16 protein-coding genes and 1 tRNA gene are annotated in these 21812 nt (G+C 74.6%); 13 read left to right on the top strand and 4 right to left on the bottom strand.

What is annotated here, in order from left to right; all coding sequences use genetic code 11:
- Positions 1–318 precede the first annotated feature (318 nt).
- The 6 genes from CCN35_RS05120 to CCN35_RS05095 all read left to right on the top strand — a co-directional run bounded on the left by CCN35_RS05120 (position 319) and on the right by CCN35_RS05095 (position 9181).
- Complete coding sequence (locus CCN35_RS05120; protein WP_086791659.1) at positions 319–3270, top strand: glycoside hydrolase family 35 protein; 2952 nt, start codon at positions 319–321, stop codon at positions 3268–3270.
- A gap of 164 nt (positions 3271–3434) precedes the next feature.
- Entirely contained in the window at positions 3435–4682 is a 1248-nt protein-coding gene (locus CCN35_RS05115; RefSeq protein WP_086791665.1) for a DUF6545 domain-containing protein, read from the top strand.
- Positions 4683–4780: 98 nt separating this feature from the next.
- Positions 4781–5284, top strand: a complete 504-nt coding sequence (locus CCN35_RS05110) for a toxin (RefSeq protein ID WP_067390185.1) — start codon at positions 4781–4783, stop codon at positions 5282–5284.
- On the top strand, positions 5281–6462 hold the full coding sequence (locus tag CCN35_RS05105; protein WP_067390182.1) for an MAB_1171c family putative transporter: 1182 nt from the start codon (positions 5281–5283) through the stop codon (positions 6460–6462). The genes CCN35_RS05110 and CCN35_RS05105 overlap by 4 nt, the downstream gene beginning before the upstream one ends.
- Before the next feature lie 109 nt (positions 6463–6571).
- The gene (locus tag CCN35_RS05100) at positions 6572–7747 is read left to right on the top strand and encodes an MAB_1171c family putative transporter (RefSeq protein ID WP_067390179.1); all 1176 of its coding nucleotides are present in this window, start codon (positions 6572–6574) and stop codon (positions 7745–7747) included.
- Between the two features lie 27 nt (positions 7748–7774).
- On the top strand, positions 7775–9181 hold the full coding sequence (locus CCN35_RS05095; RefSeq protein WP_067390174.1) for an NAD(P)/FAD-dependent oxidoreductase: 1407 nt from the start codon (positions 7775–7777) through the stop codon (positions 9179–9181).
- A gap of 95 nt (positions 9182–9276) precedes the next feature.
- Here CCN35_RS05095 and CCN35_RS05090 read toward each other — a convergent pair whose 3' ends face one another.
- Positions 9277–10122 (bottom strand): SMP-30/gluconolactonase/LRE family protein, encoded by an 846-nt coding sequence (locus CCN35_RS05090; protein WP_086791657.1) that lies wholly within the window; start codon positions 10120–10122, stop codon positions 9277–9279.
- Complete coding sequence (locus tag CCN35_RS05085; protein WP_067390168.1) at positions 10119–10892, bottom strand: IclR family transcriptional regulator; 774 nt, start codon at positions 10890–10892, stop codon at positions 10119–10121. The genes CCN35_RS05090 and CCN35_RS05085 overlap by 4 nt, the downstream gene beginning before the upstream one ends.
- Positions 10893–11166: 274 nt before the next feature.
- Here CCN35_RS05085 and CCN35_RS05080 point away from each other — a divergent pair, with 274 nt between their 5' ends.
- From CCN35_RS05080 to CCN35_RS05060, 5 genes are all read left to right on the top strand, one after another.
- Positions 11167–11766, top strand: coding sequence for a hypothetical protein (locus CCN35_RS05080; RefSeq protein WP_067390165.1), 600 nt, complete (start codon positions 11167–11169; stop codon positions 11764–11766).
- Between the two features lie 171 nt (positions 11767–11937).
- Entirely contained in the window at positions 11938–13383 is a 1446-nt protein-coding gene (locus CCN35_RS05075; RefSeq protein ID WP_067390162.1) for an acyl-CoA synthetase, read from the top strand.
- On the top strand, positions 13376–14743 hold the full coding sequence (locus CCN35_RS05070) for a carboxyl transferase domain-containing protein (protein WP_067390159.1): 1368 nt from the start codon (positions 13376–13378) through the stop codon (positions 14741–14743). The genes CCN35_RS05075 and CCN35_RS05070 overlap by 8 nt, the downstream gene beginning before the upstream one ends.
- A gap of 129 nt (positions 14744–14872) precedes the next feature.
- Positions 14873–15910, top strand: coding sequence for a rod shape-determining protein (locus CCN35_RS05065; RefSeq protein WP_067390156.1), 1038 nt, complete (start codon positions 14873–14875; stop codon positions 15908–15910).
- A gap of 197 nt (positions 15911–16107) precedes the next feature.
- Positions 16108–16293 carry a hypothetical protein gene (locus CCN35_RS05060; RefSeq protein ID WP_067390153.1) on the top strand — a complete coding sequence of 62 codons (186 nt, stop codon included), beginning with the start codon at positions 16108–16110 and terminating at the stop codon, positions 16291–16293.
- 182 nt (positions 16294–16475) lie between these two features.
- Here CCN35_RS05060 and CCN35_RS05055 read toward each other — a convergent pair whose 3' ends face one another.
- On the bottom strand, positions 16476–16946 hold the full coding sequence (locus CCN35_RS05055) for a MarR family winged helix-turn-helix transcriptional regulator (protein ID WP_067390150.1): 471 nt from the start codon (positions 16944–16946) through the stop codon (positions 16476–16478).
- A 151-nt stretch (positions 16947–17097) separates the two neighbouring features.
- Between CCN35_RS05055 and CCN35_RS05050 the strand changes: the two genes are divergently transcribed.
- Positions 17098–18312 (top strand): MFS transporter, encoded by a 1215-nt coding sequence (locus CCN35_RS05050; protein WP_067390147.1) that lies wholly within the window; start codon positions 17098–17100, stop codon positions 18310–18312.
- A 177-nt stretch (positions 18313–18489) separates the two neighbouring features.
- Positions 18490–19317: an aldo/keto reductase gene (locus CCN35_RS05045; protein ID WP_086791655.1), complete on the top strand. Its 828-nt coding sequence runs from the start codon at positions 18490–18492 to the stop codon at positions 19315–19317.
- 2167 nt (positions 19318–21484) lie between these two features.
- Here CCN35_RS05045 and CCN35_RS05040 read toward each other — a convergent pair.
- Positions 21485–21558 (bottom strand) — tRNA-Ile (locus CCN35_RS05040).
- Between the last annotated feature and the right edge of the window lie 254 nt (positions 21559–21812).

The following is a 21812-nucleotide window of genomic DNA, read 5'->3' as shown; positions in this document are numbered from 1 at the left end:
GATCGGAGTTGCCGCCGGCCTGGGCGAGGCAGTCGCTGCAGGTGACCGTGAAGGCGGTGCCGTCCGGGGAGACGGCGACGGCCGCGGTGCCCTTCCGGCAGCCGAACCGTTCACCGTGGCAATGCCGATGACGCTCTCGCCTCGAGGCGGATCGGTCACCACCGGGGAGGGGTGCGCGGGGAGCGTGGTGGTCGGCAGCGCGGCGACCGCGCTCCTCGTGTGCGCTCCCGTGTGCTCCTCGTGTGTCCGCGGCGCATCGGGCTTCGAGGAGAATGACGGCAGCCGCGCCCCGTACGATCGCCGCCCTGGAGGACATCTTTGGCGCTCAGCAGACGTTCATTCAGCGCCCTCGCGGGCACGGCCGTGCTCGGACTCGCCCTGAGCGGCGCCCGTCCCGGGACGGAGGCCTCGCCCCACCTCGCGCGCTTCGCCCCCACGGGCCCGCCGCCGCTGCCGCCGAGGGCCGACGGACGGCTGCACACCGTCGGCTTCGACCGCCACTCGCTGCTGGTCGACGGCAGACGGCTGGTGCTGTGGGCCGGCGAGATGCACCTCTTCCGGCTGCCCAGCCCCTCCCTGTGGCGGGACGTGCTGCAGAAGATGCGCGCACACGGCCACAACGCCGTCAGCGTCCAGGTGGCCTGGAACTACCACTCCCCCGCCCCGGGCCGGTACGACTTCACCGGTGTACGGGATCTGGACCTGTTCCTGCGGACGGCCGCCGAGACCGGCCTCTATGTCGTCCTGCGGCCCGGTCCCCGCCTCGACGCCGCCGGGGCCGACGGCGGCCTTCCCGGCTGGCTGACGGCCGCCGAGGACCGCGACAAAACCCCCGGCTCCGCGTACTTGAAGCACGTCGAGGAGTGGCTGGGCCGGGTGAACGCCATCGCCGCCCGGCATCTGTTCACCCGGGGCAGGGGCACGGTGCTGCTGTACCGGATCGAGGACGGGCACGGCGGCGCGGACGGGCGCGCCCGGCTGGACCGCCTGTACCAAAAGGTGCGCGCCGACGGCATCGACGTGCCGCTCTTCCGCAACGACCAGGGCGGAAACGGCCACTTGCTCCCCGGGACCTTCTCCTCCGGCGACCAGCGGGTCGGCTGGCTGCACGGCTTCGACGGCTCCTTCCCGCCGGACCGGTCCCCCTCCGCCCGGGAGTACCCCGGGACGCACGGCGGGACCGGCGGGGCGGGTGCCGCGCCGCGGTCCGGGGACGGCGGCGGGGGCGACGGCCGGTCCGTCGCCTGGGTCGGGGCCGCGGCCGCCTCCCGGGACGGGTGGCACGCCGGGGTGCGGCACCCCCGGGACGCGGCCCAGGTGCGAAGCCTCCATCTGACCCGTCTCGCCCACGGCATCACGGCCCATCAGGTCCGCACGGCCTTCGGCGGCACCTCCTGGGGCTGGCTGCCCGCGCCGTCCGTGCGCACGCCGTACGACGACGGGGCCGCCCTCGACGAGGGCCGGCGCCCCACCGGGCGGCTGGTCCCGGTGCACCAGATCGGGCACATGCTGCAACGCATCCCCGACTTCGCCCGGCTGGAGCGGGCGGACGGGGCGAAGGTGCCCGGTCTGAGGACGTACCACCTGCGCAACCCGGACACCGGCGCCCGGGTCCATGTGCTGCGCAACGACGGCGACCGGGAGGTCTCCTCGACGCTGCGCGCCGCCGGCAGCGACCTGCCGGTGACCGTGCCGGCCCGGGACGCCCGGCTGCTGGTCACCGAACTGACGCTGGGGCGGCACAGGGTGCGCTGCTCCACCGCGCAGCCGATGCTGTTCCTGGCCGCCGGACGGCAGGACGTCGCGGTGTTCTGCGGACCGCGGGGCGAGATGGCGCGACTGCTGCTGGAGTACGCCGAGGAACCGCGGGTCACCCGGCTGAGCCGGCAGGCCGCGTACGTCTACGACCGGGGCCTGCTGCGGGTGACCGTTCCCCTCGGGGCCGGGGGACTGATCGGGGTCCGGGTGGAGGACGGCGTCGGCGAACGGCCGCTGCTGCTGCTCTTCGCCGACGAGGCGACCTCGATGCGTCTGTGGCCGTACGACACCCCGGAGGGCTCCCTGCTGGTCCACGGCCCCGCGCTGCTGCGCACCGCCGCCGTGCGCGGCTCCACCCTGCATCTGACCGGCGACACGGTCGCCCCCACCCGGCTGGAGGTGTGGGGACCGCCCGGCATCAGCCGGCTGACGTGGAACGGCCGGGCGGTGCCGGCGTCGGTCACCGGCTCGGAGAGCGTGCGCGTCCACGCGCCGCTGCCCGGCGTGCCCGAGGTGCGGCTGCCCGTGCTCGACGGCTGGCGGATGCGCACGGAGAACCCCGAGGCCGGGCCGGGTTTCGACGACACGGACTGGCAGGTCGCCGACCGGGCGCCCTCCCCCGGCACCACGCCCGTGCCGAAGGGGCGGTCGCTGCCGTCCGCGGACGCCTGCGGCTTCCCCCACGGGGACGTCTGGTACCGGGGCACGTTCACGGACGCCACCGGCGTCGACTCGGTCGCCCTCACCTACGGCGCGGGCCCGCACGGGCTGCTCATGGCCTGGCTGGACGGCCACCCGCTGGGCACGCACCGCAGGCCCGGGCCGGACACGGACACGCACCGGAAGGGAAGCGGGACGAACACCGCGGTCTTCCCGGTGGACCCGTGGCTGCGGACGCCCGGCCGGCATGTGCTGTCGGTGCTGGTGCGGCGGACGCAGCACGGCCGGGACGGGGCACGGGAGGACGCCCGCGAGGCGGCGCGCGGGCTGACGGCGGTCTCCTTCGGCGGGAGCACCCCGAAGGTGCGGTGGCGGATCCAGGGCGCGGCGGCGCCCGACCCGGTGCGCGGCCCCCTGAACAACGGCGGGCTGTACGGGGAGCGGGAGGGCTGGCACCTGCCCGGCTTCCCGGACCACGACTGGGAGCGGGTCGACTTCCCCCGGGCCGTGCGGCGGCAGGGCGTGACCTGGTACCGGACCACCTTCGCCCTGGACGTGCCCTCGGGCGTGGACGCCTCGGTCGGGCTCACCCTGGACGACGACCGGTACCGCTCCTACCGTGTGCAGATCTTCCTCAACGGCTGGAACATGGGCCAGTACATCAACGGCACGGGCCGGCGCACCTTCGTCCTGCCGAACGGCATCCTGCGCACCCGGGGCACCAACACCCTTGCCCTGGCGGTCCTTTCGGAACTCACCACGCTGTCGGGACCGGGACGGGTGCGGCTGACGCTGCTGGGCGCGGCGGCGGGCGGGGTGCCGGTGGAGCCGGTGGAGTCGCCGGGACACTGAGCCGGGACGCCGCCCCGGCCGGCGTCGTACGAGCACAGCACGGCGGACCGCGGCCGTTTCCGTCCGCCCCCGGTCACCGGATTGCCTGACGCGGACAACTCGAGCCGCGTAGGCTCGAGTTGTCCGACCGGAGGGAGGCACCGGAAGGAGCGGGGAGTGTGGTGATGGACTTGGCCGGGGCGGTCGCCGGGCCCGTCCGGCTCGCCCTGGATCCCGCCGTGCTGGCCGGTCGGTCCTCCCTCTCCTTCTGGATCGCGGCCGCGGTGCTCACCGCCGCGCTGGCGATCAAACTGCCCACGATCATCCGGCTGTGGCAGGACCCGATGCTGCGCGCGGTCGGCGGGCTGCTGCTGCTCGCCTGCGCGGTGTTCGTGTTCGTGGCACCGTCGACGATCCGCTGGACCAACCGGGTCACGGGGGTGCCGAACATCTCGGCGCCCTGGGTGTACTCGCTGCTCACCGCCTTCTGCGGGGCCTGTCTGCTGCTGATCATCGCCTGGCGGAACGGGCTGTCCGACCGTTCCGCCGCGACCCGGCGTGCCACGCGCTGGGTCGTCTCGGCCTACTCGGGGGTGATCGTCGCGCTGTGGGTGCTGTTCGCGCTCGCCGACGTGCCCGTGGAGCGGCTGCGGGACCTGGACACGTACTACGCCAACACGCCGTATCTGCGCGAGATGATCGTGCTCTATCTGGTCGCGCACTGCGTGGCCGTGCTCATCACCTCGCGGGTGCTGTGGAACTGGGTGCGCACCGACGGACTGGACGTGTGGCTGCGCTGCGGACTGAAGTCGCTCGGCATCGGCTACGGCCTCAACCTGCTGTTCGACGCCTCCAAGTTCACCGCCGTGGCGGCCCGTTGGACCGGGCACGACCTGGACTGGCTGAGCACGGACGTGGCGCCGCCGGTGGCCTGTGTGTCGGCCATCATGATCGCGGTGGGGTTCATCCTCCCGCACGCCGGCCAGTATCTGCACGACCGCTGGCATGTGCGGCTCGCCCACCACGAGCTGCGGCCGCTGTATCTGCTGATGCGGACCGTGAACGGCCGGGGGACGGCCCTGCTGCCGCGCGGCAGCCCCGAACTCAGGCTGACCCGGCGGGAGACGTTCATCCGCGACGTGCTGCTGCCGCTGGCCCGCCGCATCGACGAGGAGCTGCACCGGCGGGCGCACCGGGCCGCGCTGGAGCTGGGGTTCGCGGCGCAGGAGGCCAGGGCGCTGGCCGCCGCGGTGGCGATCCTGGACGTCGTGGAGCGGCGGGAGCACCTGTCCGAGGACGACGGCGACCGTGACACCACGGAGCTGCTGCGGGAGATCGGCGCCGTCTCCCGGGCGCTGCGCCACCCCGACCGCATCGCGGCGGTGCGGCTGCGTGCCTCGGCACCGGCGGGGAATGTGTCCGTCCGTGAATGAGCGCGGTGCGAAAACCTTTTCCCTGCACCCGGCGCCCGGGAATGATGGGGACAGGCGTGAGAGAGCGACGGGAGAGGACGGTGCGTAGGAAAAGGGAGATGCGGCGGCTGGCCGATGCGCTCATCGACCCCATCCGGGTACCGGTCCCCGCCGACCCCGAGACCCTGTTCGCCGCGCTCGTCGACTCCGTCAGCGCCTGGCGGGGCCGCCCGGTCGTGGTCCGCCGGGAGATCTTCCCCCCGCACACCGCCAGCGGACTGTGGCTGGAGGGCGAGGAGCAGGACGTGGTCGTGGTGGACCAGCGGGCCGCCGTGTGGCACCAGGTCGTGATCTTCTGCCACGAGGTGTGGCACATGCACCGACGGGCCGCCGCGGCAAACGCCGCGCCCGTCACGGGGCCGCCCCGGCCGGTGGCGGCGCGCACCGACTTCAGCCTGGCGGACGAGCAGGAGGCCGACCGGTTCGGCATGTTGATGGGCCGTCGGCTGCGGTCCTGGCTGGAGGAGCCGGCGGACTCGGGGGCCGCCGGCGCCGACGGCGCGCAGGACCTGGCCGGACGCATCGGGGCGGCGCTCAACTACCGCGGGACTCGGGGAAGATGAGCGGCCTGATCAACTACGTCAGCTGTGGTGTGCTGTGGCTGGGGCTGCTGGTGAAGGCCCCGGACCTGCTGCGTCACCGGCGCGATCCGTATCTGCGGGCGATCTGCGCGGTGCTGGGCCTGGCGGGCTCCTGCTTCCTCCTCGGGGCGCCGCCGACGGTGGGCGCGGTCAACCGGCTCAGCGGCGTCCCGAACCTCGCCGCGCCGCTGACGTACGCGTCGATCACCGCCTACAGCGCGGCCTCCCAGGTCCTCATCGTGTACTGGCGGGGCGGCGAGCGGGTGCACCGGGTGGCGCGGCGCTGGATCGTGGCCTACACGCTGGTGGTGATCGGCATCGCCGTCACCTTCGCGCTCGGCGAGGCGCCGGTGGAGCGGCGCACCGACCTGGACACCTACTACGCGACGACGCCGTTCATCGCCGAGATGATCGTGCTGTACCTGGTGGGGCACCTCGCCGCCGTCAGCGTCACCACGGTGTCCGCGGTGCGGTGGGCGCGCGAGGTGAACGGCTGGCTGCGCACGGGGCTGCTGATCCTGGGACTGGGGTCGCTGTGCGGCGCCGGGTACAGCGTGACCAAGCTCGCCGCCGTGGTCGCCCGCTGGTGCGGGTGGGACTGGTCGGCGCTCGGGACGAACGTCTCCCCGGTCGCGGCCGGGCTGGGCGCGCTGCTGACGTCGGTGGGCGTCCTGGTGCCGCTGGCCGGGCCCCGGCTGGCCGAGTGGCGGCGGGCCTGGCGGGCGTACACGCGGCTGGAGCCGCTGGAACGGGTGCTGGACGGCGTGCTCACCCGCCGCCGGCTGCGGCTGCCCCGGCCGCGCTGGGCGTCCCCCGTCACCCGGCTGATGTGGCGGCAGACCAGCATCCACAACGCGCTCGGCCATCTGGACGCGTCCTTCGACCGCTCCCTGTACGAGCGGACCCATGAGGCGGTGCTGGAGGCGACCGGCGACCGGGAGCGCGCCGAGGCCGTCGCCTGGGCGGCGGTCATCGCCGCGGCGGTGCGCGACGACTCCGCCGTCCCGCCGTCCGCTGCCCCCGCCCGCCTGGCCGTCCGGCTCCCGGACCCCTCCGCCCTGCTGCGCATCGCCGACGCCCTGACCGCGCCCCTGCCCGCTCCTCTGCCCGTCGCCCCGCGCCGCGTTCCCGCCGGCCCGACCCCCACGGGCACGGCATGAACGGTCCGCCGGCAGCGGGTCTGCCGCGACACGGTCCGGGCCGCACGCCCCCCGGGCGTCCCGCCGCGCCGGGGGCGGCTGCCCACGGGGCCCGGCGGGGGTGGTCCGGATGAGTCTCGTCGTCTATCTGGCGGCCGGGATCTTCGGGATGTCGGCCGTCGTCCTGCTGCGCCGGCCGCGCACCGCCCTGCGCAATCCGCTGACCGTGTCCACCTGTGCGGCGATCGTGCTCGGCTCGCTGGTGTTCGTGTGCTCGGCGCCGCTGACCCTGGCGACGGTGAACCGGCTCACCGGCATTCCCAACTTCGGGGCGCCGCTGACGTACGGGATGCTCTCCGCGTACAGCTGCTCGCTGCTGATCCTGCTGATCCACTGGAAGGGCGGGCCTCCCCGGCGGGTGCGGCGGATGGTGCTGCGGACCATCGCCGCGTACGGGCCGCTGATCGCCGCGATCGTGGGGCTGTTCGCACTGGGCGACGCCCGTACCGAACGGCTCACCGACCTGGACACCTACTACGCCAACACGCCGTACCTGCGGGAGATGATCCTGCTCTACCTGCTGGGGCACAGTGCGGCGACGCTGACGCTGTGCGTGCTGTGCGTCAAGTGGAGCCGTGAGGTCACCGGGCTGCTGCGGGCGGGGCTGCGGCTGATCCTGGCCGGTTCGCTGCTGGACGTGGTGGGCTTTCAGCTGACCAAGTACACGGCCGTCGTGGCGCGTTGGTCGGGGCACGATCTGGATGTGCTGTCGACGAAGGTCGCCCCGCCGATGGCCTCGCTCGGCGCGCTGCTGTGCTCCGCCGGTTTCGTCCTGCCCCGGCTGCTTCCGGCGGTGCGGGCGCAGGTGCGCAGCCTGCGGGACTACCGGCGGCTGGGGCCGCTGTGGGCGCGGGTCCGGTTCGGGTCCACCGCGCCCAGGCCGCCGGGCGGCTGGTGGCTGCTGCCCCAGGAGCGTCTGCAGTGGCGCGAGGTGTCCATCCACGACGCGCTGCTGGGCCTCGCCCCGTACTTCGACGACCGCGTCCGTGAGCGCGCGCTGGCCGCCGCCCGGCGCGCGGGCCGCACCGCGCACGAGGCCCGGATCGCCGCGGAGGCGGCCATGCTCGCCGACGCCGCGCGCCGTGCCGCGGCACGCGAGGAGCCGCTCGCGGCGCCGAGCGGCCACCGCCTCCACGCCACGGAGGTGTCGGGAACCAGCGGGCTGGTGGAACTGGCGCAGGCGCTGGTCCGCTCGTCCGCCGAACACCCCGCACGAGAAGGAACGCTGAGGACCTCCCATGGCTGAGCCCATGGCCGACCCCGAGGAGCACCCATGTCCCCCACCCACCGCAGAGCCGTCGTCATCGGTGCCGGCCTGGCCGGCATGCTGGCCGCGGCGGTGCTGTCCGACGCCGTGGACGAGGTGGTCGTGCTCGAGCGCGACACCCTGCCCGAAAGACCCGAGCACCGCAGAGGACTGCCGCAGGGGCGCCATGCCCATCTGCTCATGGCCGGCGGTCTGGCCGCCCTGGAGGAGCTGATACCGGGCGAGAGCATACGCCGACGGCTGCTGGCCGCGGGCGCCCGGGAGATCTCGCTGGGCCGGGACATGGTGGTCCTGACGCCCGAGGGCTGGTTCAGGCGCTGGCGGCACGAGGGGCCGACGATGCTCAGCTGCACGCGCGCGCTGCTGGACTGGACGGTGCGCTCCGCCGTCCTCGCCCGTACCGGCGTCGAGATCCGCAAGGTCCAGGCCGTGGGCCTGACCGGTGACGCACGGCGGGTGCGCGGGGTGCGGCTGGCGGCTCCCGCCGGGGAGGAGGAGCTGGACGCGCACTTCGTGGTCGACGCCAGCGGGCGCGGCTCACGGGTCGTCACCTGGCTGCGGGAGCTCGGGATCACCGGGGTGCGGGAGCGGACCGTGGACGCCGGCCAGGTCAACGCCACCCGCCTGTACCGCACGCCCGCGGGGGCCGAGCAGTTCCCGCTGACGATGGTGCAGTCCGACCCGTACGGGGGGCGGCCGGGCCGCAGCGGCATGGTGCTGCCGGTCGAGAACGGCCAGTGGATGGTCAGCCTGGCCGGCACCCGGGGCGGCGAACCGCCGTCGGACCCCGAGAAGTTCCTGCGCTACGCCCTCGACCTGCCCTCCCCGATCGTGGGCCGGCTGGTCTCCGGCGCCGAACCCCTCACCGATGTGTACGTCAGCCGCAGCACCAGCAACGTCCGCCGCTATCTGGAGCGGCTGCCGCACTGGCCGGAGGGCTTCGTCGCCCTCGGCGACGCGATCGCCACCTTCAACCCGACCTACGGGCAGGGCATGTCGGTGGCCGCGTTCCACGCGCGGCTGCTGGGCGAGGAGCTGCGCCGCCTCGGCCCGGACGGCCCCGGTCTGGCCCGCCGTGTGCAGCGCGGCGCCGCCGGCCCGGTCACCATGGCCTGGACGGCGGCCGTCGGCCAGGACGTCTGGTACCCGGACGTCCGCGGCGCCCGGCCCGGTCTGGCCGACCGGCTGGTCACGGCCTACAGCCGCCGTCTGACCAGGACGGCCACCGGCTCCTACCGTGCCGCGGCCGCCCTGTGGGACGTCACCAGCATGCGCACCGGACCCGGGCGGCTGCTGCGCCCCGACACCCTGCTCGCCGTTCTCAACGGCCCTCTTCTCCCGCCGCTCCCCGCTCCCCCGCTGACCCCGGACGAGCGCAAGATCCTGCAGGCGCTGGACCGGACGGGAGGCTGAGCCCGCGGGACGCCGGGGCATGGCACCGCGGAGCACCGGGGGTGGCGCACCGAGGGGGTGTCAGGGGCCGGCCGGGCGGGCGCGGAAGCCGGCGGTCAGCCCGCGAACGCCGGCGAGGGCAGGCCCCGGCCCGCGTCCCGCACCACCAGGAGCGAACCGGACAGGGGATGGGGTGCCCGCAGGCCCGTGCGGGCCGTGGTGATGTAGAGGTCGGTCAGGCCGGGGCCGCCGAAGGCGCAGGCCGTGGGGCGGCGCACGGGCAGCGGGAGCACGCGGTCCAGGGTGCCGTCGGGGGTGTAGCGGCGGACCGCGGCACCGTCCCACAGGGCCACCCAGACGCAGCCGTCGGCGTCGACCGTGAGGCCGTCCGGGAAGCCGGCGCCCTCCTCGATCCGGGCCAGCGGCCGTCTGCCGGTGATCCGTTCGCCGTCGAAGTCGAAGACGTCGATCCGGCGGGTCGGCGAGTCGACGTAGTACATCAGACGGCCGTCGGGGCTCCAGCCGGTGCCGTTGCTGACCGCCACGCCGGACAGCACCACCTCGGCCGTGCCGTCGCCGGTGAGGCGGACGAGGGTGCCGCCGCCCGGGGCCTCGTCGTAGCGCATGGTGCCGGCCCACAGGGAGCCGTCGGGGGCCACGGCGGCGTCGTTGCCCCGGCGGCCGGGGACCGGGTCGTGGTGCAGCATCCGGAAGGTGCCGTCGGGGTCCACCAGCCCCACCCCGTCGCGGAGGTTGAGGACGAGTCCGCCGCCGGCGCGGGGCTTGGCGGCGCCCACGTGCTGCTCGGTCGTCCGCACGGTGCGCCGGCCCGAGACGGGGTCGTAGGTGTGCACCCGGCAGGAGAGGATGTCCACCCAGATCAGCCGCCCGGCCGCCGCGTCCCAGGTGGGGCCCTCGCCCAGTTCCGCCCGGGCGCGGACCGCGACCTCGTAGGCCGTCATGCCGCGCTCCGGTGGCCGAGGCGCTCCGACAGCTCGGTGGCGCCCTTCGCGGCGAGCTGCTCCAGCTCCGCCCGGCGCTCCTCGCTCCAGCGGGTCGTGGGCACCGAGATGGACAGGGCCGCGACCACCTCTCCGGTGCGGTCGCGCACCGGAGCGGCCACGCAGGAGACGTCCGGGTTGGACTCCCGGCTCTCCACGGCCACGCCCCGCTGCCGGATCCCGTGCAGGGCCTCGCGCAGGGCGGCCGGGTCGGTGATGCTGTTCGGGGTCATCGCGGCCAGTTCGGCGTCGTCCGGGATGCGCGCGAGGAGCTCCTCCTCCGGGAGGGAGGCGAGCAGCATCTTGCCAACCGCGGTGCAGTGCGCCGGGAGGCGGCGGCCGGCCGCGGAGACCATGCGCACCGCGCGCGTGGAGTCGACCTTGGCGATGTAGATGACGTCGGTCTCCTCGAGGATCGCCACGTGCACGGTCTCGTCGCAGGTCTCGGCGACGGAGCGGGCGACCTGCAGGCCCTCGGTGGCGAGGTCGAGCTGCTCGGCGTAGCGGCTGCCGAGCTGATACGGGCGCACCCCGAGCCGGTAGCGTCCGGGCTGCCCGGTCACGGGGACCAGGTACTTGCGGGCGGCGAGCGTGGTGACCAGCTCGTGCACCGTGGTGCGCGGCAGGTGCAGCCTGCGCACGATCTCGGGGGCGGAGAGCGTCCCGTCCCCCTCCAGGAAGAGCTCGAGTATGTCGAGAGCCCGGGTCACGGCAGGTACGAGACGTCCCACGACCGGCCCCCTCTCTGTGAAACCAGGCCTGTTCGAAATACCAACAGGCTGTCGGCATGACGAACACAGGCTAGTCACCGCGGGGTGTCCGGGCAACGGGAGGGCGCCGTGGGAGGAGCCCGGGCAGGGACGGGCGGAGGAGGCCGGGCACGCGGGGTCCCGGCGAGGAGCTCCCGGCGGGGGAAGGGGAGTTCCGGGCCGGGGCGGACGGCGGGCCGCCCCGGCGGCGGGCGTGAACCGGACGGCCGGGGCGCGGACGGGCGACGATGGATCCATGCCGACGCCCTCCCCGAAGCGCCCCGCCGCCCCCTTCACCCCGCTCGACTTCCAGCTGGTGCTGCTGCGCCGCATGGCCGACCACCATCCGGACCTGGTGGAGGACGCCCGCCGCGCGCTGGGCGCCTCCGCGGCGGACATGCGGGAGGCCAACCGGCGCTGGCAGGCGACGCTCCGCTCCCCGCGGTCCCGTTCGGCGGCGGCACGCTACGCCTTCCTCCTCGGCGCCCCCGAGTCGACGGCCGTCCGCCGCGTCGGCGACCTGGACTGCGAGGCCCGGCGGTGGCCCGTCCCCCTCTGGCCCGACCTGCGTTTCGAGGTGCTGGTCGCCCCCGGCGGCCAGGTCTGGAACGAGTGGCTGGTCCGTGCCCCGGGCGCCGAGGGCCCCGACCTGCGCACCGTCGACGACCTCGCCCCCTGGTCCTGCACGGTCGACGAGGTGGCCCGTGCCTTCGCCCCGGCCCGCCCGCTGGAGGGCACGGCCCCGACCCGCTGGGGACTGGCCTTCCGGGCCCCGGACGCCCGAGGCGTGAGCCGGCGGGTCGTGGCGGAGTTCACCTGGGGGCTGCTGCAGCGGACGCGGATCGACGACCGGTGACCTCCGGCCGCGAAAACGGCGAGACGGCGAGGCGGCGAGGACGGCGGCCGGACGTGACCGGGGCGACACCTCCCCCGGCGGCAAGCGGCGCCGGTCCTGGGTAGGACGAAGATGTCGTCCCCGGACGGCGCAGGAGCCCGCACGAGCCACGAAGTCGCTAGGAGTCGCCGCGTGTCCTTCCTCTTTCCCGCTGTGACGGACGGCCCCGGTGAGCGGGTCGCCCTGCGGTTCGGTGACCGGTCGTTGACGTATGCGCAGCTCGCGGCGGCGGCCGGAGCGGTGGCCGCACGGGTGCGCGGCCACGAGCGGGTGGCCGTGTGGGCGGCCCCGGCGCCGGAGACGGCCGTCGGGGTGGTGGGCACGCTGCTGGCCGGGGCGGCCGCCGTGCCGCTCAATCCGAGGTCCGGGGAGAAGGAGCTCGGCCACATCCTGGGCGACAGCGCGCCCTCGCTGGTGCTCGCGGCGGCCGGGGACGCGCTGCCGGCCGCTCTGGCCGGGCGGGAGCGCGTGGACGTCGACGTCCGCGCGAGCGGTCCCGTCCCCGAGGACCACGCCGACGACGGCGACCCGGCGCTGATCGTCTACACCTCGGGCACCACCGGCCCGCCCAAGGGCGCCGTCATCCCCCGCCGGGCCGTCGCCGCCACGCTGGACGCGCTCGCCGGCGCCTGGCAGTGGACGGGAGAGGACGTGCTGGTGCACGGGCTGCCGCTGTTCCATGTGCACGGGCTGGTGCTGGGTGTCCTCGGGCCGCTGCGGCGCGGCGGCGCCGTCCGGCATCTGGGGCGGTTCACGACCGAGGGCGTGGCACGGGAGCTGAACGGCGGCGCGACCATGCTCTTCGGCGTACCGACCATGTACCACCGGATCGCGGAGGCGCTGCCCGGGGACCCGGAGCTGGTCAAGGCGCTCGCGGGGGCGCGGCTGCTGGTCTCCGGGTCCGCCGCGCTTCCCGTGCACGACCACGAGCGGATCGCCGCCGCGACCGGCCGGCGGGTGATCGAGCGGTACGGCATGACCGAGACGCTGATGAACACCAGCGTGCGTGTCGACGGCGAGGTGCGCGCGGGGTCGGTCGGGCTGCCGCTGCCGGGGGTCGAGCTGCGGCTGGTGGACGAGGACGGCACAGAGATCACGGCGTACGACGGGGAGACCGTCGGCGAGATCCAGGTGCGCGGGCCGAACCTGTTCACCGGGTATCTGAACCGGCCCGACGCGACCGCCGCCGCGTTCACCGCCGACGGGTTCTTCCGCACCGGGGACATGGCGGTGCGCGACGGCGACGGCCAGATCCGCCTGGTCGGCCGCAAGGCCACCGACCTGATCAAGAGCGGCGGCTACAAGATCGGCGCGGGGGAGATCGAGAACGCGCTCCTGGAGCACCCGGGGGTGCGCGAGGCCGCCGTCACCGGGGAGCCCGATCCCGACCTCGGCGAGCGGATCGTCGCCTGGATCGTGCCGGCGAACCCGCAGTCCCCGCCGGGCACCGAGGAGCTGGCCGGTCATGTGGCCCGGCGGCTCGCCCCGCACAAGCGGCCCCGCGTCGTCCGGGTCCTGGACGCGCTGCCCCGCAACGACATGGGGAAGATCATGAAGCGGGCGCTGAGGCATGGCTGAGCGGGCCGGGCGGCTCTCCGCGCGGCAGGTCCTCGCCCTCGTCGCCGACGACTTCCGCGAACTGCCCGGTGCCCCGGGCGAGCCGGGGTCCGACGGCCCCCTCGGCTGGCCGGGCTACGGCGCCTCGCGCGTCCGGGCCGCCCGGCGCACCGGCGAGCAGGAGTCCGTGGTCTGCGGGACCGCGCACATCGAGGGCACCCGGGCCGTGCTGATCGCCTTCGAGTTCGGCTTCCTGGGCGGTTCGCTGGGCCGGCACACCGGCGACCGGCTGGAGGCGGCGTACGTCCATGCCCGTGAGCACCGTCTGCCGGTCGTCCCGCTGATCGCCACCGGGGGCAGCCGGATGCAGGAGGGCATGCTCGCCCTCACCCAGCTCCAGCGGGTGGCCCGGCAGTCCGCGCTGGTCCGGAGGGCGGGTCTGCCGCAGACGGCGGTGCTGCGCGACCCGACGACGGGCGGCGGCTGGGCGGCCCTCGGGGCGGGTGCCGATGTGGTTCTCGCCCTGCCCGGCGCCCAGGTCGGCTTCGCCGGCTCCCGGGTCCGGCCGCCGGACGCCGACCCGGCGGCCTACACCGCGCAGGGGCAGCTGGAGGCCGGCGCGGTGGACGCGGTCGTCCGGCCCGAGGAGCTGCGCCGGACGCTGGGGCTGTGGCTGCGGCTCCTGACGCGCCCGTCCACGGCGGCCGCCCCGCCTCCCCGGGCCCTCGGCGCTGCGGACCTTCCCGCCACCGGCTGGGAGGCCGTCGCGCGGGCCCGCTCCCCCCGGCGTCCGCGCGCCGAGCGCTATCTGGACGCCTACTTCACCCGGCGGGTGGCCGTCCGGGGCGACCGCTGCGGGGGCACCGGCGGCGGGATGCTGTGCGGCTTCGGCGAGCACGAGGGCCGTACCGTCGCCTACGCCGCCCAGACCGGCACCGCCACCCGGCCCGCCGGCTACCGCCTCGCCGCCCGGCTGATCCGGCTCGCGGACCGGCTGGGCATTCCGGTGCTGACCCTGGTGGACACCCCGGGCGCCGCGAACGACGCGGAGGCCGAGCGGCAGGGCGTCGGCGCCGCGATCGCCGATCTGTTCGACGCGGTGGCGTCCGCCCGTACGCCCCTGACCACGCTGGTGATCGGCGAGGGCGGCTCGGGCGGCGCGCTCGCCCTGGCCGCGCCCGGCAACACCTGGGCCACGCCGGACAGTTACTTCTCGGTGATCGCCCCCGAGCTCGCCACCGCGATACTCAAGCAGCCGCCCGAGCAGGTGCCGGCCACGGCCGGCCGGCTCCGGATCCGCCCCCAGGACCTGCTGGAGCTGGGGGTCATCCGGGGGATCGTGGGCCACGAGACACACCGCGCACCTGATGGATCGTCATAGAAATTCACCTTTTCGGCGGCACCTCTCCCGGCCCTCCAGAACAGGCGCCCCCTCCCCTGTCCCCCGCACGATGCCAAGGAGGCCGCCGTCCGGTGGCCGCGACGGTCCGCGCTCTCGGGAGGATCCGCCATGGCCGCCAGTCTGGAGCAGCTGCGCCGCTGTCACTTCGCCGTCGACCTGGGGGCGGCCCGGACCCGGGTGTACGTCAAGGGCGTGGGGATCGTCGTCGACCAGCCCTCGGTCGCGGCGGTGAACACCCGCAACGGCGCCCTGATCGCGGTCGGGGAGCTCGCGGAGCGGATGACCGGCCGCACCCCGGGGCACATCCGTGTGGTCCGCCCGGTCTCCGGCGGCACGGTCGTCGACATCGAGATGGCACAGCGCATGCTGCGGCATCTGCTCGGCGAGGAGATGCGCCGCACCCTGCGCCGCAAGCCCCGGCTGCGGGCCGCCGCCTGCACCCCGCACGACGCCGACCCGCTGGCCCAGCGGGCCACCGTCGAGACCCTGCTCGGGCTCGGCGCCCGCCGGGTGGAACTCGTCGACACGCTGATCGCCGCCGCCGTGGGCTGCGGGCTGCCCGTGGAGCGGGCCGAGGCCACCATGATCATGGTGTGCGGGGCCGCGGCCACCCAGGTGGCCGTCCTCTCGCTCGGCTCGATCGTCAACGCCGAGCGCATTCCCGTCGGCGGGGAGGCCATCGACCACGCGATCGTGCAGCATCTGCGCCAGGCGCACTCGCTGGTGCTGCCCAGCCAGTCGGTACGGCCGCTGCAGCTCGCCCTGTCCGACGACGGGCTGACCCCGAACGGCCCGGCCTCCACCGAGATCCACGGGCGGGACGTGGCCACGGGGCTCGCCCGGTCCGTCCGGGTCGACACCGCCGCGGTGCGCAAGGCCGTCCAGGCGCCGCTGACCGCCGTGCTCGACGGTCTCTACCGGGTGCTGCGCGAGTGCCCGCCGGACCTGGTGGCCGACCTCGCCGACCGCGGGATCATGATGGTCGGCGGCTCGGCCCTGCTCCCGGGGCTGGACCAGATGCTGCGCGAGGCGACCGGCATGCCGGTGCACATCGCCGAGCAGCCCGAGCTGTGCGCGGTCCAGGGGCTGGGCGCGATGCTGGAGGGCCGCATCGAACCGCTGATCCTGGACCCGCTGGGGGCCTGAGGGAGTCTCCTGGACCCGCTGGGGAGCCCGAAGGAGCCGTTCGGCTCCCGCCGCGGCCCGCGGTCCCGGCGGCACGTCCCGCCGCCTCGGCGCCGGTGCGCGGCGGCCGTGCGCGGAAGGTGCGGCGGTGGCGGAGCGCGTTCCGGGGTACCCGGTGCCCGGACGGGTGAGCAGCCCCGTCCGCAGGAGTCACCGTCATGAGAGAGCGCACCCCTTCCCAGGCCGAGGGCGAACGCGACGACGCCGAAGGGCCGGACACGCCGTATCCGACTCCCTCTCAGGCCGAGGGCGAAGGCGACGACCTGCCCGACACCTCCGACGCCGCCGACGGCGACGCCCCGCCGGGCAATGCCCCCCGGAGGAGCACCCCGACGAACCCTTGACGAGCCCCTCGAGGGCTCCCTGAGGGCCCCTTGAGAGGCGAAGGCCCCGGACCGGTGTCCGGGGCCTTCGCCATGGCCGAGGTGCCGTCTCCCGCGCCCCGCCCGTCCATGATCCGGCGGTGCTCCCCGCGCGGCCCGCCTTCCCGCCCGGGCCGCGTGCCGGACTTCGGCCGCGCCCGCGGCTAGGACGTGGCCGGCATCCGGCGGGGCAGTGTCTCGACGGCCCGGACCAGTGGCTCGAGCCGGGGGTCCTCAGCGGCCTCGTCGAGCGCCTCGCGCAGTGCGGCGTCGTGCGTGGGCCGCGCCCGTTCCAGCAGCTCCCGGCCGGCCGGGGAGACATCGGTGTAGATGCCCCGGCGGTCCGTCGGGCACAGATAGCGCGACAGCAGTCCCCGGTCCTCCAGGCGCGTGACCAGACGCGTGGTGGCGCTCTGGCTGAGCACGACGGCATCGGCGACCTGCCGCATCTGCAGATGACCGCCCTCACCGTCGTGCTGGCGGCTGAGCACGTCCAGCAGCGAGTACTCGCGCACGCTCAGGCCGTGTTCGGCCTGCAGGGCCCGCTCGATACGGGCCTCGATCCTGTTGTGGAGCAGGGAGAGCGCACACCAGCCCTGGGCGAGGGCGGTGAGTGCGGGGTCGGTGGCGGTCACAGACGCTCCTCCTTCGGCGGGCCGCTCCTTCCATGCTTGCACACGGCGGCAGCCCCGGAACGCCTTACCCCGCGTTTGCAAATATCCAGCGCGTGCAACTATTGTCGACGCCCGTAAATGCTTCGCGCAATCATCTGGAAGGTACGTCCCCATGCCTCTCGCCCTCCTGGCTCTGGCCATCGGGGCCTTCGGGATCGGCACCACCGAGTTCGTGATCATGGGCGTACTGCCCCAGGTCGCGGACGACTTCGGCGTGACCATCCCGACCGCCGGCCGGCTGGTGTCCGGCTACGCCCTCGGCGTCGTGTTCGGCGCCCCGCTGCTGACCGTGCTGGGCACCAAGGTGTCCCGCAAGAAGATGCTCATGTTCCTGATGGGCCTGTTCGTCGTGGGCAATGCGCTGTCGGCGCTCGCACCGGTCTTCGGCGTCATGCTGACCGGGCGGATCGTCGCCTCCCTCGCGCACGGCGCGTTCTTCGGGATCGGTTCCGTCGTCGCCGCGGACCTGGTGGCACCCGAGAAGAAGGCCTCGGCCATCTCGCTGATGTTCACCGGCCTGACCGTCGCCAACATCGTCGGCGTCCCCGGCGGCACCCATCTCGGACAGGCCGCCGGCTGGCGGGTGACGTTCGCGGCCGTCGCCGTCCTCGGCGTCGTCGGCCTGCTCGGTGTGGCCGTCCTGGTGCCCGAGACCGGACGGCCCGAGACGGCGCGGGTGCGCACGGAGCTCGCCGCTTTCCGCAATGTGCAGGTCTGGCTCGCGATGGCGATGACCGTCCTGGGCTACGGCGGTGTGTTCGCCGCGATCACCTACATCGCCCCGATGATGACCGAGGTGGCCGGCTACTCGGACGCCGCCGTCACCTGGCTGCTGGTGCTGTTCGGCATCGGCATGTTCCTGGGCAATCTGCTCGGCGGCCGGTTCGCCGACCGCGCCCTGATGCCGATGCTGTTCGCCTCGCTGGGCGCCCTGGCCCTGGCCCTGCTGCTGTTCACCGCGACCGCCCACGACAAGGTCCTCGCCGCGATCACGCTGACGCTGATCGGCGCCCTGGGCTTCGCGACCGTGCCCCCGCTGCAGAAGTGGGTGCTGGACCAGGCCTCGGCCGCCCCCACCCTGGCCTCCGCCGCCAACATCGGCGCCTTCAACCTCGGCAACGCCCTCGCGGCCTGGCTCGGCGGCCTCACCATTGCCGCCGGACTCGGCTACACCTCGCCCAACTGGGTCGGCGCCCTGCTCTCCGGCTCCGCCCTGCTGCTGTCCTTCCTCGCCGCCTTCCTCGACCGCCGCACCCGCTCCCAGGGCTCCGGCAGGATCGTGGCGGCCTCCCCCGCCGAGCGGACGACCGCCCCCCTGGGCCACTGACCCTCCCGCGGCCGGCCGGTGCCACCGGCCCTCCGCAGGGCCTCCCCGGTGCCGTCCGCTCGCCTTGTCCGGGTTCTCCGGGCGCACGGTCCGCGCCGCCGGCACCCCGTCCGCCCGACCCGCACCCCTTTTCCACCTTTTTCACCCCCTTCGCCCAGCAGCCAAGGAGATCCACGCATGACCGTCACGGTCCCCACCGTCACGCTCAACAACGGCGTCCGGATGCCGCAGCTCGGCTTCGGCGTCTTCCAGGTCCCCGACGCCGAGACCACGGCCGCGGTGACCGCCGCCCTCGAGGCCGGCTACCGCTCCGTCGACACCGCCGCGATCTACGGCAACGAGGGCGGCGTCGGCAAGGCGCTCGCGGCCTCCGGGATCGCGCGGGACGAACTCTTCGTCACCACCAAGCTGTGGAACGCCGACCAGGGCTACGACGCCACCCTCAAGGCCTTCGACGCCTCCCTGTCCAGGCTCGGCCTGGACTACGTCGACCTGTACCTGATCCACTGGCCCACGCCGGCCCGCGACCTGTACCGGGAGTCGTGGAGGGCGATCGAGAAGCTGGTGGCCGACGGCCTGGTCCGCACCGCGGGCGTCTCCAACTTCCAGCCCGCCCATCTGCGCCGGCTGCTGGACAGCGCCTCGCTCGTCCCGGCCGTGAACCAGATCGAGCTGCACCCCGGTCTGCAGCAGACGGAGCTGCGCGCCCTGCACGCCGAGCTCGGCATCGCCACCGAGGCCTGGAGCCCGCTCGCCCAGGGCGCCGTCCTCAGCGACGCCACGATCACCGGCATCGCCGAACGCCACGGCAAGTCCCCCGCGCAGGTCGTCCTGCGCTGGCACCTGCAGCTCGGCACCATCGTGATCCCCAAGTCCGTCACCCCGACCCGCATCAGGGAGAACATCGACGTGTTCGACTTCTCCCTCACCGACGAGGAGATGGACGCCATCGCCGCGCTCGACCGCGGCCTGCGCACCGGACCCGACCCCGACACCCTCGACTGACACCCGTTCGGCGACCGGGCCGGGGCGGTGGACCACCGTCCCGGCCCCGTCCCGCCGGGCCAGAGGAAGGAACCGGTGGAGGGGGCGTGCCGTTGATCTCGTGGTCGCCCAGGACGCGCGTCTTGTACGTCTTGCACGTCGCCGGGTCGTGCGGCATCACCGATGTCGTCGGCCACGGCTTTCGCCCGTGCCGCGTCCGGCGAGGTGAGGGAAGGCGGGGTGCGGGATCTTCCGGACGCCGTGTCCGCCTCGGGAGCCGCCGGACTCCCGGCATCTGCTCGGACATCGGCCCAGTACGAGCACCCTGCCGGGAGCCGGCGACGACAGGGGCGCCCTGGTCGTCCCGCGACGGTCGCCTTGAACAAATTTCGGCCACACCATAGGGGGATCGCGGGCCCCCACCAAGACACCTTTCACACTCTGAGACGCGCGTCACCATGGCGCGACTCGCCGTGATCGAATGCGTCGCGGCCGGTCCGGGAAGCCCCCTCACGTCCTCTTCGCCGACTGCTCACGCACGATCAGCGCTGTCCGAAAACTGACGGATCGTCGGCGCCGCTCCATGACCGGCCGTCCCGCGACCGCTCCGGCCTGCCGTCGGTCCCGGTCTCTCGTCCGCGGGCCCCCTCGGCCGTCCCGCGCCGGCCGGTCCGGTGAGCGGAGCGGCCCCGGCTCTCCGGCCGTCCCGCGCCGGCCCGGAGCGTCAACCCGACCACGCCGCAAGGGCGTTGCCGCGTGCCCGCGTCCGTGCACCATCTCCCGGCGTTCGGGAAGGGCCTGGAGCACGCGGGCGGGTGGACCGCCCCGCCACCGGCATCCGCCCGCCCGGCCGTCTCTCCTTCACGGCGTCACGACCCGCCCGGCGACGGGATCGTGACGGACCCGCACCCCACAGGCACGGCTCCCCGCGGTCCGGTGCGCCGATGAGCCCCTCGCGCAGAACGTGTCCCGGCTTTCCGTCCCCGGCGCGGCCTCTGCCGCACCGCGAGCGGCCTTCGTCGCCGCCGTGCCCGGACACCCGGGTGAACCGGGTACAGGGCGCCGGCGCCCCCGGCGCACCTCGGAGCCGAGAAGGCCGGCCCCGGGACCGGCGGTGATGCGCCGGGCGAGGGATTGTGCCGCGCCGCGTGACGTGTGTCCCCGGCTCGTCCGCACGGCCGTGGAACACTGACTGCCGGAAGCCGCCCTTCTCCCACACAGTCGTTCCGGTCGGCATCCCTGCCGGCCGGAACGATTCCGCGCCGGGAGCGGACCATGGCCGCGCCCGGTTTCTCCCGCACGGGAGCGCCCCGCAGCGCATGGCTGCGGGGCGCCCTGTGCGTGAGGGAACGAGCCGTGGTTCGATCGGCCTTCTCTCCGTGGTGCCTGCCGCCGGTGCAGAGGGTGCCCGGCTCGTCGGTCGCGGCCCTGCCGCCGCCCTCCTCGCACTCGCCGGGGGTGACGACGCGCGGTGGGGCGGCAGTGGCGGTGGTGGCGCCCGCGAGACCGAATCCGGCGAGGGGGCTCCCGCGGCGGCGACGGTGGCGAGATTCGTCGAATGCGCATGCGGCGCATGTGGTTCCCCTTTCGGGCATCGCCTCGACCGGGGCATCGGCCGGCCTGATCCGCGCGCCTGGGGAGTGCAGCCGCATTCCGCCGTTCATGGTGACAGTGCGGCCGGCCGGCCCGGCACGGGCGCAGCGGCCGGGGACACGGGCCGACGAGGGCGAAACCGCCTGTGAGCACGGGCGGCGCGGACGGGGAGCGCCCCACGGCACCGGCCGATGGGCCGAAGCCTCCCGACTCCTGGCAGGTCCGGGACAAGCGCATACGCCGCCGGCGCCCTGCACATGTCCTTCCGGCCGGAGCGGACGCCCCGGGACCCGGGCCCGGCCGAGGGCGCTGCCGCCGGTGCCCCCTCGGTCACCCCGCCGTCACCGCAACCGCCCCTGAGACATCGCTCACCTCCCGGCGGCCCGGCCGCCGTGCCCGGACCGCCCCGGCCCGGGCGATCACCGCGCGGGACGGGAGAGGCGCTCCGGGGGCCAAAGGGCCGTCCGTGCCCGGGCGGGCACCGGGCGAGCGGGAAACAGGCGGACGGTCTTGATCCGGTCGGGCGACCCCTCGGCGTGGCAAAAGATCAGGCTCCGCCGCGGATGACAACGTATCTGCGGCGGAGCCTGCACAGTGGGGCGGGTGGGACTCGAACCCACGGCCGACGGATTATGAGTCCGTTGCTCTAACCGGCTGAGCTACCGCCCCGTCGCGGCGTGGCGCGTACAAGTGTGCGTGCCGTCTGCCGCAGCATAGCCGCTCATACGATCTCCTGCTTCAGGTGGTCGTCCTCCGCGGCTCTCCGACCTTGAAGACTCCCTCGCCGCCGCGGCGGTTCCCGTGAGCGTGAAACGGACGGAAAAAAACCGGAGGGGGACCGGGGAGGGGCGCGAGCGGGGCACCCGGGCGCGCAAAGCGGGGAGTCCGGGCATGAAAAAGGACCCCGCAGGGTCCTCGTTCAT

The organism is Streptomyces thermovulgaris (genome assembly GCF_002155915.1).
Taxonomy (GTDB): Bacteria; Actinomycetota; Actinomycetes; order Streptomycetales; family Streptomycetaceae; genus Streptomyces; species Streptomyces thermovulgaris.
Note: the sequence above shows the minus strand (reverse complement) of the source record. Positions and strands in the feature narration are given on the sequence as shown.

What these genes read in the sequence shown, in the direction of transcription:
- CCN35_RS05115 (WP_086791665.1), top strand. Translation starts at nt 3,435, where the DNA reads ATGGACTTGGCCGGGGCGGTCGCCGGGCCCGTCCGGCTCGCCCTGGAT.
- CCN35_RS05110 (WP_067390185.1), top strand. Translation starts at nt 4,781, where the DNA reads ATGCGGCGGCTGGCCGATGCGCTCATCGACCCCATCCGGGTACCGGTC.
- CCN35_RS05105 (WP_067390182.1), top strand. Translation starts at nt 5,281, where the DNA reads ATGAGCGGCCTGATCAACTACGTCAGCTGTGGTGTGCTGTGGCTGGGG.
- CCN35_RS05100 (WP_067390179.1), top strand. Translation starts at nt 6,572, where the DNA reads ATGAGTCTCGTCGTCTATCTGGCGGCCGGGATCTTCGGGATGTCGGCC.
- CCN35_RS05095 (WP_067390174.1), top strand. Translation starts at nt 7,775, where the DNA reads ATGTCCCCCACCCACCGCAGAGCCGTCGTCATCGGTGCCGGCCTGGCC.
- CCN35_RS05090 (WP_086791657.1), bottom strand. Translation starts at nt 10,122, where the DNA reads ATGACGGCCTACGAGGTCGCGGTCCGCGCCCGGGCGGAACTGGGCGAG.
- CCN35_RS05080 (WP_067390165.1), top strand. Translation starts at nt 11,167, where the DNA reads ATGCCGACGCCCTCCCCGAAGCGCCCCGCCGCCCCCTTCACCCCGCTC.
- CCN35_RS05070 (WP_067390159.1), top strand. Translation starts at nt 13,376, where the DNA reads ATGGCTGAGCGGGCCGGGCGGCTCTCCGCGCGGCAGGTCCTCGCCCTC.
- CCN35_RS05065 (WP_067390156.1), top strand. Translation starts at nt 14,873, where the DNA reads ATGGCCGCCAGTCTGGAGCAGCTGCGCCGCTGTCACTTCGCCGTCGAC.
- CCN35_RS05060 (WP_067390153.1), top strand. Translation starts at nt 16,108, where the DNA reads ATGAGAGAGCGCACCCCTTCCCAGGCCGAGGGCGAACGCGACGACGCC.
- CCN35_RS05050 (WP_067390147.1), top strand. Translation starts at nt 17,098, where the DNA reads ATGCCTCTCGCCCTCCTGGCTCTGGCCATCGGGGCCTTCGGGATCGGC.
- CCN35_RS05045 (WP_086791655.1), top strand. Translation starts at nt 18,490, where the DNA reads ATGACCGTCACGGTCCCCACCGTCACGCTCAACAACGGCGTCCGGATG.